Origin of the sequence: Sphaerospermopsis kisseleviana CS-549 (assembly GCF_028329225.1) — a bacterium.
Taxonomy (GTDB): Bacteria; Cyanobacteriota; Cyanobacteriia; order Cyanobacteriales; family Nostocaceae; genus Sphaerospermopsis; species Sphaerospermopsis kisseleviana.
In genome coordinates this window covers 1-13,389 of sequence record NZ_JAQMTI010000003.1, presented here as the reverse complement: position 1 = coordinate 13,389, position 13,389 = coordinate 1, and the positions used below count along the sequence as shown (strand labels likewise).

Annotated in this window: 11 protein-coding genes; 5 read left to right on the top strand and 6 right to left on the bottom strand. The window is 36.5% G+C overall.

The window, feature by feature from the left end; all coding sequences use genetic code 11:
- Positions 1–380 precede the first annotated feature (380 nt).
- From purH to PN497_RS00180, 3 genes are all read right to left on the bottom strand, one after another.
- Complete coding sequence (purH, locus tag PN497_RS00190; protein WP_096571944.1) at positions 381–1,916, bottom strand: bifunctional phosphoribosylaminoimidazolecarboxamide formyltransferase/IMP cyclohydrolase; 1,536 nt, start codon at positions 1,914–1,916, stop codon at positions 381–383.
- Positions 1,917–2,270: 354 nt separating this feature from the next.
- A complete protein-coding gene (locus tag PN497_RS00185) occupies positions 2,271–2,630 on the bottom strand; it encodes a VOC family protein (RefSeq protein ID WP_096571945.1) in 360 nt (119 codons plus the stop codon).
- A 50-nt stretch (positions 2,631–2,680) separates the two neighbouring features.
- Positions 2,681–6,829: an NACHT C-terminal alpha/beta 1 domain-containing protein gene (locus tag PN497_RS00180; RefSeq protein WP_096571946.1), complete on the bottom strand. Its 4,149-nt coding sequence runs from the start codon at positions 6,827–6,829 to the stop codon at positions 2,681–2,683.
- A 167-nt stretch (positions 6,830–6,996) separates the two neighbouring features.
- Between PN497_RS00180 and PN497_RS00175 the strand changes: the two genes are divergently transcribed.
- Positions 6,997–7,350, top strand: coding sequence for a DUF4258 domain-containing protein (locus PN497_RS00175; protein WP_096571947.1), 354 nt, complete (start codon positions 6,997–6,999; stop codon positions 7,348–7,350).
- A gap of 224 nt (positions 7,351–7,574) precedes the next feature.
- Here PN497_RS00175 and PN497_RS00170 read toward each other — a convergent pair whose 3' ends face one another.
- The 3 genes from PN497_RS00170 to PN497_RS00160 form a co-directional block, all read right to left on the bottom strand.
- A complete protein-coding gene (locus PN497_RS00170; RefSeq protein ID WP_096571948.1) occupies positions 7,575–7,814 on the bottom strand; it encodes a hypothetical protein in 240 nt (79 codons plus the stop codon).
- A 38-nt stretch (positions 7,815–7,852) separates the two neighbouring features.
- Positions 7,853–8,005, bottom strand: coding sequence for a hypothetical protein (locus PN497_RS00165; RefSeq protein ID WP_228051804.1), 153 nt, complete (start codon positions 8,003–8,005; stop codon positions 7,853–7,855).
- 468 nt (positions 8,006–8,473) lie between these two features.
- Complete coding sequence (locus PN497_RS00160) at positions 8,474–9,877, bottom strand: glycosyltransferase family 2 protein (RefSeq protein WP_096571950.1); 1,404 nt, start codon at positions 9,875–9,877, stop codon at positions 8,474–8,476.
- 368 nt (positions 9,878–10,245) lie between these two features.
- Between PN497_RS00160 and PN497_RS00155 the strand changes: the two genes are divergently transcribed.
- The 4 genes from PN497_RS00155 (at position 10,246) to PN497_RS00140 (ending at position 13,268) form a co-directional block, all read left to right on the top strand.
- Positions 10,246–11,340, top strand: a complete 1,095-nt coding sequence (locus PN497_RS00155; RefSeq protein ID WP_096572849.1) for a phosphotransacetylase family protein — start codon at positions 10,246–10,248, stop codon at positions 11,338–11,340.
- A gap of 245 nt (positions 11,341–11,585) precedes the next feature.
- Positions 11,586–12,089, top strand: coding sequence for a DNA recombination-mediator protein A (locus PN497_RS00150; protein WP_096571951.1), 504 nt, complete (start codon positions 11,586–11,588; stop codon positions 12,087–12,089).
- 138 nt (positions 12,090–12,227) lie between these two features.
- Complete coding sequence (locus PN497_RS00145; protein ID WP_096571952.1) at positions 12,228–12,647, top strand: MAPEG family protein; 420 nt, start codon at positions 12,228–12,230, stop codon at positions 12,645–12,647.
- Positions 12,648–12,776: 129 nt separating this feature from the next.
- Complete coding sequence (locus PN497_RS00140; RefSeq protein ID WP_096572850.1) at positions 12,777–13,268, top strand: YajQ family cyclic di-GMP-binding protein; 492 nt, start codon at positions 12,777–12,779, stop codon at positions 13,266–13,268.
- The last annotated feature ends 121 nt before the right edge of the window (positions 13,269–13,389 follow it).

Here is a 13,389-nt window from a genome sequence, read left to right as displayed (position 1 = left end):
CGCGTCGGCAATAGTCTCAATTCAATACTTGATATCACCGTATTATATATCAAGTAGTTGATTTTTTCCTAAAAATATATTGATTTTTGTCAATATAAGTATAGTTTTGTCTATGAAATTGTCAACTTAGGACTTGCTCACACACAAAAATCATGTTAACTGTACCGATCAAAAAACGGATCTATTGAGTGCCACTTTTACAACTGCACTAATGTTAGGGACTGGGGACTGGTGACTGGGGACTGGTGACTGGTGACTGGGGACTGGGGACTGGGGACTGGGGACTGGTGACTGGTGACTGGGAATGTTTATTATTTTCCATCACAAAATACGTACCGATTTTACAGGATTAATTATTTCCCAATCACCAATCACCTAAATTAGTGTAAGAAATGCCTTACACCAGTTACAAGCATCAATAAACCCAGTTCATCAGCAGCTTTGATAGAGTCTTTATCTCGCAGACTTCCCCCTGGTTGCACAATAGCAGTAATTCCCGCAGCAGCAGCAGTTCTCACGGTATCATCAAAGGGGAAGAAACCATCACTAGCTAAAAATGCACCTTGGGTTTTTTCTCCCGCTTGTTCCAGTGCTATTTTTGCCGAACCTACCCGGTTCATTTGTCCCGCACCTACTCCTAAAGTCGTTCTATCTTTGCTGATGACAATAGCATTAGATTTAACGTGTTTACAAACTTTCCAAGCAAATAATAATTCTGCTAACTCAGCCGGTGTGGGTTGACGTTTGGTGACAACTTGCCATTTAGCGGTATCGGCAACGATATCATCCGCAGTTTGCACCAAGAAACCACCAGCGATCGCTCTGACAGTTTCTTTGGGTCCAGTCAACAAATCTGGTAAAATCAGCACTCTGACATTACCTTTCTTAGTTAAAATTTCCTTGGCTTCTTCATCACAACCCGGTGCAACCACGCATTCTAAAAATGTCTTCGTTAATTCCGTCGCTGTGGCTGCATCAATAGCCCGGTTTAAAGCCACAATACCACCAAAAGCTGATGTAGAATCAGCATTAAAGGCTTTTTGATAAGCATCAAAAATGGTTTCTGCTTCCGCAGTTCCACATGGGTTAGTATGTTTAATAATTGTCGCTGCCGGACTTGCGGTAAACTCAGCAATAATGCGGCGTGCAGCTTCCAAATCTACCAAATTATTATAACTGAGTTCCTTACCTTGCAGTTTCGTTGCTGCTGCCCAACCAGTGGGTTTAGTTCCCGTTTGATACCATGCTGCGGGTTGATGGGGGTTTTCTCCATAACGCAGAGGTTGAATTTGTGTACCGGAAACCGTGTAAGTTTCTGGTAAACCTTCGCTTTGCGTACCCGCTAGGTAAGCTGCAATGGCGTTATCATAACTTGCGGTGTGCAAAAATCCTTTTAAAGCGCATTTTTGGCGAAATTCTAAAGAAGCAGAGCCATTTTGGCGTAATTCCTGCAAATACTCATCATATTGATCAGGATCACATAATACTGTCAAATGGGCAAAGTTTTTTGATGAAGCGCGTAACATTGCCGGACCGCCAATATCAATTTGTTCTACTGCGTCTGCTAAGGTGACACCGGGTTTAGCAATGGTTTCCTCAAAAGGATAAAGGTTAACGACGACGAGATCAATAGGACGAATTTGGTTATTTTCTAAATCTTTGACATCTTGTTCTAAATCGCGCCGTGCTAAAATTCCGCCATGTATGCGGGGATGGAGAGTTTTTACCCGACCGCTTAAAATTTCTGGTGATCCTGTATAATCAGAAACTTTTGTCACCGGGATTCCCGCATCTTTCAGGGTTTTGGCTGTTCCCCCACTGCTGATAATATCAAAGCCAAATTCCTCAACCAAGCTGCGGGCTAGGTCAATTATACCAGTTTTGTTAGATACACTCAGCAATGCCAGACGCGCCATAGTTCCCCTGTTTGTTTTGGACTACAATTTTGCAAATAGATGTTTATTTTACCTAATGGGGTGCTGTTGGGAAATGTAGAATTAGATATCTTTTGAGAATTACAGATAATTCAAGCACGGAAAACGAACCACAAAGGACGCAAAGGACACGAAGGGAAGAGGGTATAAGAGAGATTTTGCGTAATTCCTATCTATATATTCCTGATATCAGCAAATATTCCGACTCCTGACTCCTGTACGGGCGAAGCATTCGGGCGATAAATTATCAATTTTTCTCCAAGGGCGAAGCATTCGGGCGATAAATTATCAATTTTTCTCACAGGCTATTTTCCGAATGCTTCGCCCCTACAACTATTATTGTTGACTAAGTTCAATAATGTTATTATCGGGGTCTTTTGTGAAGAGGGCAGGACGACCGGAAGCACTTGCTTGAAATGGGTAGTTATGATTTTGTAATTCTGTTTTTGCTGCTTCTAAGTCAACAACAGAAAATGCAATGTGGGGGTTACGTCCCCATTTTTCGTTTTGGTTGTCTGTGGGGACGGTTGGGGATACTATTAAATGTATTTGATAGTTACCGAGTTGATACCATGCACCGGGATATTTAAGGGTGCGGTCAATTTTTGCTAGTCCTAATATTGTGCCATAAAAGTGTTCTGAGCGTTCTAAGTCGGTGACGAGGATGGCGGTGTGGAGACTTTGGGTAATTTGCATTTGATGGGATTGGTTTTTTGATGAGTTGTTGAGTAGGGGTTTTCAATTTTTTATTCTATCTCATTAATCCAATTTTGAATAGTATTGAGTAGGTTTTGTTGTTGGGGAAAACCTCTTAATGGTGGGTTTAATGGTTGTTCTGTGATGAAGGCGATATGTAATACATCTGTGAGTTTATTACAGAAGTTGATGATAGTTTCGTTTGGTTCGCAGTTGTTGATAATTAAAGCTAGGTTTTCGGTTTTTAGATGTTTTTTGATTTGGGGAATTTTGCTTTTTAGTTGAGGTGCGTTATTTACTGCGGGAATTTCTTCAGGTTCGGTAAATGCTGTGAAGTAAATTTGGTTGCAAATTTCTTGAGATATTTCTATGATGTCTGTTTCGTTTTGCAGGGTTTTGAGGTTGAGGGGAAGGGAATATGTTTTGTTTGTGGGTTGGAGTTGAGTGAGGAGGGAATGGGTATCTGTAAGTTGGTTTTCTAGGTTTTGAATTGTGGGTGTGTTACCGTGCCAAGTGTGGTAAAATTCGGGGTAGGTCATGTTTTGGGCGCAATGCCAGAGAATATGTAATATATCCTTATCTTCTTCATCTTTATTTATGTATCTATCTTTTAATCCTGATACTGCTACTGCAAATAAATTACCCTTCATAATTTGTATTAAAGTCTTACGAATTAACCAATAATTCTCACTTTCTTTAGGATTATCCATTAAATTGATTAAGATTTGAACAGCATTCAAATTTCCAACACCAATTTTCCCCAGACTTTTAATATTTATAAATTTTATATGGTCATCATTGGTATTATTAATATTATGAATTAATCTATTAATAACATTTATATTTTGATGAGCAATTGTTCCAATATTTCTTATTGCTGAATAAATAATATCATCAGATTCATTGCTATTCAATAATTCAATAAGAGTATTAATAGCATCTATATTTCCAGGATCTATTTTCCCCAAACTTTTTGCAGTATAACAAATTGTATTTTTATCATTAGTATTTTTTAATATTTGCTGGAATATTGTAACTATTTCTAATTGGTAATTTTCATTTTTTACTTCTCCTAATAGCCAAATAATTAAGTTACTAATAGCAGTATCTTGGCAATTACGCAGAATTTTAATTAAATTGGTAATAATTCCTGGATATTTACTCATAAAATCAATTAATGCTTCTTCTATAAAAAGTTGAGATTCTGAATCATTTTCCTTTTTATATCTGTCAAGTAAAAAATTGAGTATTTCCTCATTAGTAGGTTCAATTTCTAAAATACGCCAAGCTACATTTTGTCTTAAATAAATATATTGACTATTTTGAAAAATATCATTTAACACAATACTTACATTATTAGATTGATATGCTATTTTAGCCAAATAAATGATTGCTTTTTCACGAGCATCTTGACGAAATAATTTAAAAATTGATTCAGCCAAATTTACACGGTTATTTGTTTCACTTTTATATATTGTTCTATCATAAATTAACTGCACAATGGTATTTATTATTTCATCCTTTTGTCGGGTTATTTTAATTATTTTTGAAGCAAATATTAAAGCTAATTTATCATCATTGATATTTGATAATGATTCAGTTAAAATATTTATAGCCAGATTATTTTCTGGTTCGAGTGTGAGTAAATATTCTGCAATATAACAACAACGATCTTTATCAGTCAAATTTTCATTCAAAAAATTAATTAACTCTTGTTTATTAGCTTCAAATTTATTTATACTTGTGACCAATTTTAAACAAAAGTCATGATCAAAATTTATATCTTCCCATTCTTGTTTTAGGATATTTATAAATAAACTTAATATATCTTGATTACTATGTGCAATTCTTGTTAATGTTGATATTATCTTACTAAATATTACTGGTTTACCCTCTTTCAGATAAAAACTTTTAACAAAGTCAGAATGATTGACCTCACCATCACAGTAATTAATTATTATATTGTTTTTATGTATTTGTTTTTGATTGTTTTCCTTATTACGTTCATTAACAATACAATTGTAACTTTTAACCAGCATTTCTGATAATTTATTAATTAAAGCTGGGTGACTGATTCTAATTTCATCATAAGGAAATGTTTTAGGATTTTCATCATCATTATTATACCAATACTGTCCTTCTTCTATCAAATTAATTAACATATTAACTACAAAATAATGGTTAGGATCAAAGTTGTTTAAAGTCCAAAACATAGCATAAAATAATTCTGTAAATTCTTCTTGATTAATATATTCATTTTTCACCACTTCTAGCAATATCCTGATCTTATTAAAAATAGCATTAGAAACATGAGATGTATGAGTTAGTTTTAAAATCTCTCTGGCTTTTTTAGCTATAAAATGAGGTAATTTTTCCCATTTTTTACTATTACTATCAAAATAGCCAAAACTGTATTCAACTAAGTTTTCAACTATTTCATAACTGCGACTAAAATCAGGAAATTCAACTATTAATAAAGCTCCTATAAAATCAGGTTGTTCATAATAAAAATAACCACATATAGAATTACAATTCTCTGGAAAATCTATCAAAGTATTCATAAAAGATTCTTTATCTTCTTTTTTGATATCATTTCTTCCAATCCACATTAACATTACTTCCTTCCATTTAGCCTCAAAAACCCGATAAACTCCCTGATCTGGATTATCAGCAACATGATTTAAAAAATAACGCCAATCATCAATAACTAAAGCTGCAAAATATTCCTGAAAATTAGGATGAAAAAAAGCATAAACATCTTCATCACTCACAGCATCCCTATCTACCTGATTTAACCAACCAACCTCACAAGCTAAATTAAATAACCTTTCATCACCCATTGCTTTAACAGCAAAACTTCTTTTTAATCTAAATCTCACATCACTATTAATTCCCGCTAAAGCTAAATTACCTAACGCTCGATGTAATTCTTCTCTTAGTTCATAAGATGTGATTAAATCAGGAACTAACTCCGGTTTCCATTCATAAAAATAACGAGTGAAAAGCTGATAAAATTGAGCTTTAGTTTCTGGTAACTCTCCATTTTCATCTTGATCAAAAATCTGACATAATAAACTTAATCTTAAAGGATTAGTTACTAACTCTCTAATTCTTTCTTTCCCTTCTTCCCGCAATTGTGCAATTAACTTTTCACCGTGACTAATCTTATTGGCTTTTGCAAACCAATCTCTAATAAATTTCTCTACATCTTCAGGTGTAAATTCTTGAGTTTTAAAAGTAGTAAACCCAGGTAAAATATTATTATTAGTAGTAGCATCCCAAACATTTAACCGACAAGTTAAAATAACTCTTGCTTGTCCTAACCAGTTTGTTAACTCTTGAGCAATTTTATTTAATGCTTGTATAGGTGAAGATTCTCCCATTTCATCAACACCATCTAACAATAACCAAAACTTCCCTTGATAAAATTCGCTTTTAAATTGTTCTTCTACTTCTGTATTAATCACAGCATTAACATTAACTAATCTTGCCGCATCAGGTAGCCATCTTTTGATTACATAATCTGTTAATGTCATTCCTTGTAAGCTACCAAGAGAAATAAAAATTGGTAAGTCCTGAGTTTCTTTTTTAATATATGTAGCAATAGCATTTAATAAAGTGGTTTTACCTGCTCCTGGTTCTCCCACAATAGCAATATGTTTATTTTTACGGTGATCATTTTTATTAATGATCTGTTCTAAAAATTCATCATGTTGATAGGTTTTAGTAATTACCTCTGATTCTAATTTATAAATATCTTCTCTTTCTACATTTTCATTTCTTCTTTGTTGCTGTTTTCGTTCTACTAAACCAAGTGGGACAGGTGGAAAATCTAACTCATATCCCATAAATGATGCTTTGCGTCTATTATTTTGTTGTTCTTGTTGTTTTTCTAGCATTTTGTAGCAAATGTTCACCGAATAAATATTACTTTCATTTTTAACTTTATTTTCACTTTGTTGATACCACTCATTAGGATCAACAATATCTGTAGGTTTAATTTCTAAAGCAACAGAAACAGCTTCTATAGTTGTTTGGTCTTTATTTTCTCGACGTTGCAAAGATTTAAGAGTATCAATACTAATTCCTGCTACTTCTGCTAATTTTTCACGAGTGTAACCTTTTTCCTGTCTTTTTTGTTCAATTAAAACTTGACCTTGGGAGGTAATAGAATAACCGCGTTTACGTTGTTTATTCATGGGTAGACACTCGATTTAATTATTAACTGTTATCAGTATAGTCTTTTCTATACCGGGTGACAAGTGGAGTTAAGGGAAGATAAAGAACTTAATATCTTCTCTTATCTTCACTGTACGTAGCTAGTTTATTTCCTTATGCTGTATTCAAGAGTTAAGGGAAAAAAGTTATGAATACTCAAAAACAACTAAACCAAATATTTCAAAGTGATGAAAATAAATATAAAGTTGGTAGTTTAAAACAGAAAGTTAGTTTTCAAGATCCTGATCATACACAAAGACGTAAACAGCAAAGAGCAATTAATGAAACTATGATGAAAATTGCTCTTTTATATGGGGAAAAAGATTTTCATGGTAACGACATTAGAGTTACCATACTAGATAAAAATTTGCGAAATACTATTTATGCAAAATTTATGGATAAACTGCGTGGTTTACGAGTTATTTGGAAAGGAGAACTAAACAACCCAGAAATCATTACTGTTTACTGGGATTTTAAAACAAAAGCAACAAGTCGTAAATGAAAATAAATAACTGAATATTATTTAAAGAGACGTTGACTAAAACGCCTCTTTTATTTTTTAATATATCTAATCAACCTTAAACCTAGTCAACAGCACTTGACTATTTACAGCAGAATTTGGATTTATTACAGCTTATTAAATATCCCAATGCTGAGACAGTGATGAGAATTATCAAGCGAGTGCAACAAATGACAAATGGTTAGAGTAATTGCTTAAACTTACCTTTAAGAAGCCCAACAAGTATGATCGGGAAAATTACCTGCTTTCCAATGCTGACGTAATTTAACCACTGCTCTGGTGAAAATATGCTGATAATTTTCAATATTAATGGCTTCAATTTCTTGAATTTTTCCATTATGTTTATCAAGATGAACTTTCCCTAAATGTTCGGGATCAGTACCGAAATTATAAGTAACACCTTGATCATCTTCATTAACCTTAACTAACATTACATAAAAAGCCATAAAACTCTCCTATAATTTTCACCCAATATTGATTTTATTTATTCAGGAGTCCAAGTTCTCCCTGATTTCAGGGTAGCATTATGGGCAGTACGATAATCTGTTTTAAATATTCCTTCAAACCTAGATTCAAAATATTCATGTTCTAATAACTTTATATCCTCATTATTATAATCTCCTGTTTGTAATCTCAACCAAGCATCAGCAATATCAGGATCGGGATCAAATGTTCTAATACTATCATCTAATTGATGTTGTTGAAAAAATATATGCTCTTTTATTCTTTTAATTTTACTTTCGGAAAAACCTGTATTTTTAGCAATATTTAAAACATCATCACTGTTTCTAATCTTTTCATAGGATCCCGGTGCATAAATCTCCCATCTATTAATATATTCATCCAGTTTACCACCAGTAAAACTAGAAATAAATCCTATTCTAACTCTCTATACAACCCAAATAAAAATGATTATGACAATAAATAAATCAATTAGTATCATTATTTTATCATAGGAATAAATTGGTAATTTTATCAGCTATGATCGCCATTTAGGTATAATACCAACAATTCCTATTTCTCTGCGTTCTTTGCGGTTCGTTAAAAAAAATTAGTAAAAAAATGTAAGGTGCGTTACTAACACACCCTACCTATCTTGCTTTTCTTAATGTTCAGCACCAGTATGTACAGTTTTCACCCACTTCAAACGCTTGGGACGAACCGACATCCGGGCAGTAGTGCTACTCATCACGACTAACCAATGTAACATATAAATACTGCCGCGAATGGTTTGCAGAAGTAACACCAAATAATTAGATGTTTTCTGATCTTGGCGTGTGCGCTGTAACCCAGCAAACATCCCCACAAAAGACATCGTTACCGACAAACCAGTAACAGAGGCTAATATAGGTGGACGATGGCGAATCACAGACATTAATAAATCTGGTACTGCTGCTGTAGGTAAAATATACATAATCAGCAGAAAAATCAGTAAATCCACAGTTTTCCGCGTTCCCATGCGGTTTTTGAGGATCAAATCCCAGTAATCTAAATAACGCTGATAACCACCTTCAGCCCATCTGTTACGTTGATGCCAAAGGGCGATCGCAGTTATCACACCTTCTTCCTGAACTGGGGGATAGAACATACATTCAATATCCCACTTATCCAAATTCAAGCGGATAGTCAAATCTAAATCATCGGTAATAGTCTCCTCATTCCAACCACCACAGCTATCCAAAGCTTGACGGCGGACAAACTGACCATTTCCTCGCAGTTCACCCAGTCCACCAATAGCGGTTCTTTGTTGTTGAAACCAAGTATCAACAGCCATTTCCGCCATTTGTCCCTTAGTCCAAAAATTTTCCTTAGCGTTGGCGATCGCCTTTCGCACCTGCACCGCCCCCACCTGTTCTCTTTGGAACACAGGAACAACCTGTAACAATAAATCTGGGTTAACTTGGGCATCAGCATCAAACACGGCAATAATATCACCCTTAGTCATAGGTAATACCTGATTCAAAGCCCCAGACTTACCGCCAATAGCATCAGCAGAACGCCTGAAAACTTTGAGTTGCTTGTATTCTTCCTGTAGTTCTGCTAATAACTGTGGTGTTTTGTCCGTACTATGATCATCAATAATCCAGACTTCATATTCACCATTAGCATATTCTAAACTACAAAGATTCTTAACCAATCTGCCTATGACCGCTTCTTCATTTTTTGCAGCTACCAACACAGAAACACGGGGTAAATCTCCCTGTATTTCCTTATGATGGTGGCGGGGTCTAGCAAAAATAATCCTGAACGCATGAATGCTTAAAATTGCCGTCAGTCCAAGAATAAAAATAGAACCCCAGGAAACCAAATGTAAAGCAATAGTTCCACCCCAAACCACAGTTAACATGAGGACAGCTTTGGGTCTACGTCCTTGAAAGCGGGATGAAGAATAAACAGTCTTGATCCCTTCCGTTAACTCCTCCTCTGTTGAAAGGTCAGACAGCAGGGAGTTAAGAGGATCAGAATTTCCGTTGTAAGCGTCGTTTTCCGGCCAGGAATTCGCTGGCATAGTTTAATTTAAGTAAAAAACCACTATTTGTTTAAAGTTTACAGTTTTTACAGCAGAAAGCCCACAATTAGGTATTTAAAAATGCTAAACCCCGACCGACTTAACCTGTCGCTTTGTGAGATCATTTTGGATTGTTTTTGTGATCTCCAATCTAAAATCTAAAATCTAAAATCTAAAATCTAAAATCTAAAATCTAAAATTTTCTTCCCCAGTCCCCAATCCCCAGCGATGCACTGAGCTTGTCGAAGTGTCCCCAGTCCCCAATCACCAATCACCAATCACCAAAATCAACGATTTCTGTTGCTTCAGCTAAAATTAGGAAACACCTAGCTGGGTTCAACGGACGTTTGAAATTAGGAGTGCATGGCGTGCCAACATCTGTTAAATATTTGCTGATTGGATCAGTAGAGACTTACAGTGGTAAATCCGCAACTGTTTTGGGTTTGTCTCATCAGCTAAAGCAAAAAGGATTGGATATAGCTTACGGTAAACCATTGGGTAATTGTGTACAGACCGCCGATGGTAGCTTAGTGGAAGAAGATGTGCAGTTTATTTCTCATAGCTTGAAACTGCCGGAAAATCGTGTTGCACCCACCTTACTTGCTTTAAATGAAGTCAGTGTCCAAAAACGGTTACGTGGTGAAGACAAAGCTGATTATCAGCAGTCACTGGCACAGCATTATTTACAAATACCACGGGGTGATTTGATGCTGTTGGAAGGACCAGGTAATTTACCAGAAGGTAATTTATTTGGCTTATCCTTACTGGAAGTGGCTGAAGTTTTAGATGGGGGTGTGCTATTGGTACATCGTTATAAATCCCTGCTTTCGGTAGAGGCGTTGTTATCTGCCAAGAAATTGATAGGCGATCGCCTAGTTGGTGTTGTCATTAATGAAGTTCCCACCGAACAATTAGAAGCAGGTCATAATCTCTTACGTCCATTTTTGGAAGAGCAAGGCATTCCTGTATTAGCAATGTTGCCAAAAAGTGACTTGCTCCGTAGCGTCAGCGTGGGAGAACTGGTAAAACAATTACAGGCTGAAGTTCTCTGTCGCAGCGATCGCCTAGATTTATTAGTGGAAAGTTTGGCCATTGGGGCGATGAATGTTAACGCCGCCGTTAAATATTTCCGCAAACGCCGTAACAAAGCAGTAGTCACAGGAGGCGATCGCGTGGAAATTCAACAAGCCGCTTTAGAAACTTCTACCCAATGCCTAATCCTCACCGGACAACTACCCCCTCCCGCCTTTATTCTCAATCGCGCCGAAGAATTAGAAATACCGATTTTATCTGTTGACCTCGATACCTTAACCACAGTGGAAATTGTTGACCGCACTTTCGGACAAGTTCGTGTCCACGAACCTCTCAAAGTAGAGTGCATTAGCCAATTAATGTCCGAACATTTTGACATTAACCGTTTCTTATCTCAACTAGGAGTCAAACCAGCAGCCGCTTTATCTTAGTCGGATTATTGACCCAAATTACCAGTTTCACCAGCGTAAATCCTACCATTGCCTGTTTCCAAAGCCTGACAGTGAACAGTAATTTTTTCCAACTACCTATTTTGTTAAAGCACTGCCATCAACAAAATCTTTTGTTACTTAACAAAATAATCAAGAAAACAGAGAAATCTGTAACTCTAGTTGGCTTCTTACCTACACGCTGTTTGATAGAATATCTAGGTTGTTTAATCTGATCACCTCCATCTTTGAGCCAGTCAACAGAACTTATCAACCTTGATACATTAGCGCAGGAACTGGCGACCATCCAGCAAACAGGTTCTAAACGAATCGCCTTGTTGGGTTCCCGTCATGTGCCAATTACTCATCAAAATCTCATTGAAATGATGACTTATGCCCTAGTTTTATCGGGCAATCGCATCATTACTTCCGGTGCTACAGGTACTAATTCCGCTGCCATCAAGGGCGCAACACGGGCTGACCCGAACTTATTGACGGTCATCCTACCCCAAAGCCTGGAACGTCAACCTTACGAATCACGCCAACAACTAGAGCAGGTCATGCATCTAGTCGAAAATCCCAGTAATGATAATCTGTCTTTAGCTGAGGCCAGCTACCTGTGCAACAAGGAGATTGTCTCCCGTTGTCAGCAACTCATCTGCTTTGCTTTCCACGACAGTCGCACCCTGCTACAAACCTGTGGAGAAGCAGAAGAACAAAGAAAAGTGGTGACACTGTTCTACTTTGATTAAAGTGAAACGCAGTCTCCACACCGCTAATGATAGAGATGGGTAATTACCAGTGGGTACTGGGTAATGTTTTATCTAAATTACTCAGTATTCCTTTGCGCTCACTAAAAACTACTACCAGTACCAGTATTTATTAGGTTAATGTCCCTATTGCAACTACCTATACCTGCTATTTTTTTGTACTCTATTGCTGCCGCCGCAGTTCTCATTTATGTACCGTTTTTATTCGTAGCTTACGGTCGGGCGCAGGTTGGTTTTGATTTATCTGCCCCTCGTGCCATGTTTGATCAATTGCCTCCTTATGCCCAAAGAGCTACCTGGGCGCATCAAAATTCTTTTGAGGCATTCATGATTTTCAGTGCTGCATCTCTAATGGCTTATGTCTGTGGGGTGAATACTCCTTTAGCAGCAATGGCAGCGATCGCCTTTATCCCCGCTCGGTTACTATACTCTATTTTTTATATTGCCAATATCCCCATTTTGCGATCGCTCATGTTTGGTATTGGCTCTTTTAGTTCTGCCACTCTCTTCTATTTGAGTATCATGAAAGTTTCAGGATAGGTGATAGGTGACAGGTGACAGGTGACAGGTGACAGTAAATCATTAGTTACCAATTACCAATTACCAATTACCAATCACCAATCACCAATTACCAATTACCAAATAAAACATTTCACATTCAATTTTTTTATGGCTTCTAGTTTTTCTTTTGATATTGTCAGCGACTTTGACCGTCAAGAATTAGTTAACGCTGTTGATCAAGTTATACGAGACATCAAAAGCCGTTACGATCTCAAAGACACACAAACAACTGTCGAGTTAGGCGAAAACAGCATTACTATTAACACTGACAGCGATATGACTTTAGAGGCTGTACATGGCATACTGCGGGAAAAAGCAGCCAAACGTAACCTCTCTCAAAAAATCTTTGATTTTGGTAAAGTTGAATCTGCCAGCGGCAACCGCTTGCGGCAAGAAATCAACCTCAAAAAAGGCATCAGTCAAGACATAGCCAAACAAATCTCTAAATTGATTCGTGATGAATTTAAAAAGGTGCAAGCCTCAATTCAAGGTGATGCTGTGCGGGTTACAGCTAAAGCCAAAGATGACTTACAAGCTGTTATTCAACGAGTCAAACAAGAAGATTTTCCTGTAGCTTTGCAGTTTACAAACTATCGTTAGATATTGGTGATAGGTGATTGGTGATTGGTGATTGGTGATTGGTGATAGGTGATTGGTAATTGGTAATTGGTAATTTGGAAAAATAAAATGATTACCCAGTCCCCAGTCCCCAGTCCCCAGT

Bases quoted from the DNA above. Each gene is read 5' to 3' on its own strand.
- purH (WP_096571944.1), bottom strand. From the start codon at position 1,916: ATGGCGCGTCTGGCATTGCTGAGTGTATCTAACAAAACTGGTATAATT.
- PN497_RS00185 (WP_096571945.1), bottom strand. From the start codon at position 2,630: ATGCAAATTACCCAAAGTCTCCACACCGCCATCCTCGTCACCGACTTA.
- PN497_RS00180 (WP_096571946.1), bottom strand. From the start codon at position 6,829: ATGAATAAACAACGTAAACGCGGTTATTCTATTACCTCCCAAGGTCAA.
- PN497_RS00175 (WP_096571947.1), top strand. From the start codon at position 6,997: ATGAATACTCAAAAACAACTAAACCAAATATTTCAAAGTGATGAAAAT.
- PN497_RS00170 (WP_096571948.1), bottom strand. From the start codon at position 7,814: ATGGCTTTTTATGTAATGTTAGTTAAGGTTAATGAAGATGATCAAGGT.
- PN497_RS00160 (WP_096571950.1), bottom strand. From the start codon at position 9,877: ATGCCAGCGAATTCCTGGCCGGAAAACGACGCTTACAACGGAAATTCT.
- PN497_RS00145 (WP_096571952.1), top strand. From the start codon at position 12,228: ATGTCCCTATTGCAACTACCTATACCTGCTATTTTTTTGTACTCTATT.
- PN497_RS00140 (WP_096572850.1), top strand. From the start codon at position 12,777: ATGGCTTCTAGTTTTTCTTTTGATATTGTCAGCGACTTTGACCGTCAA.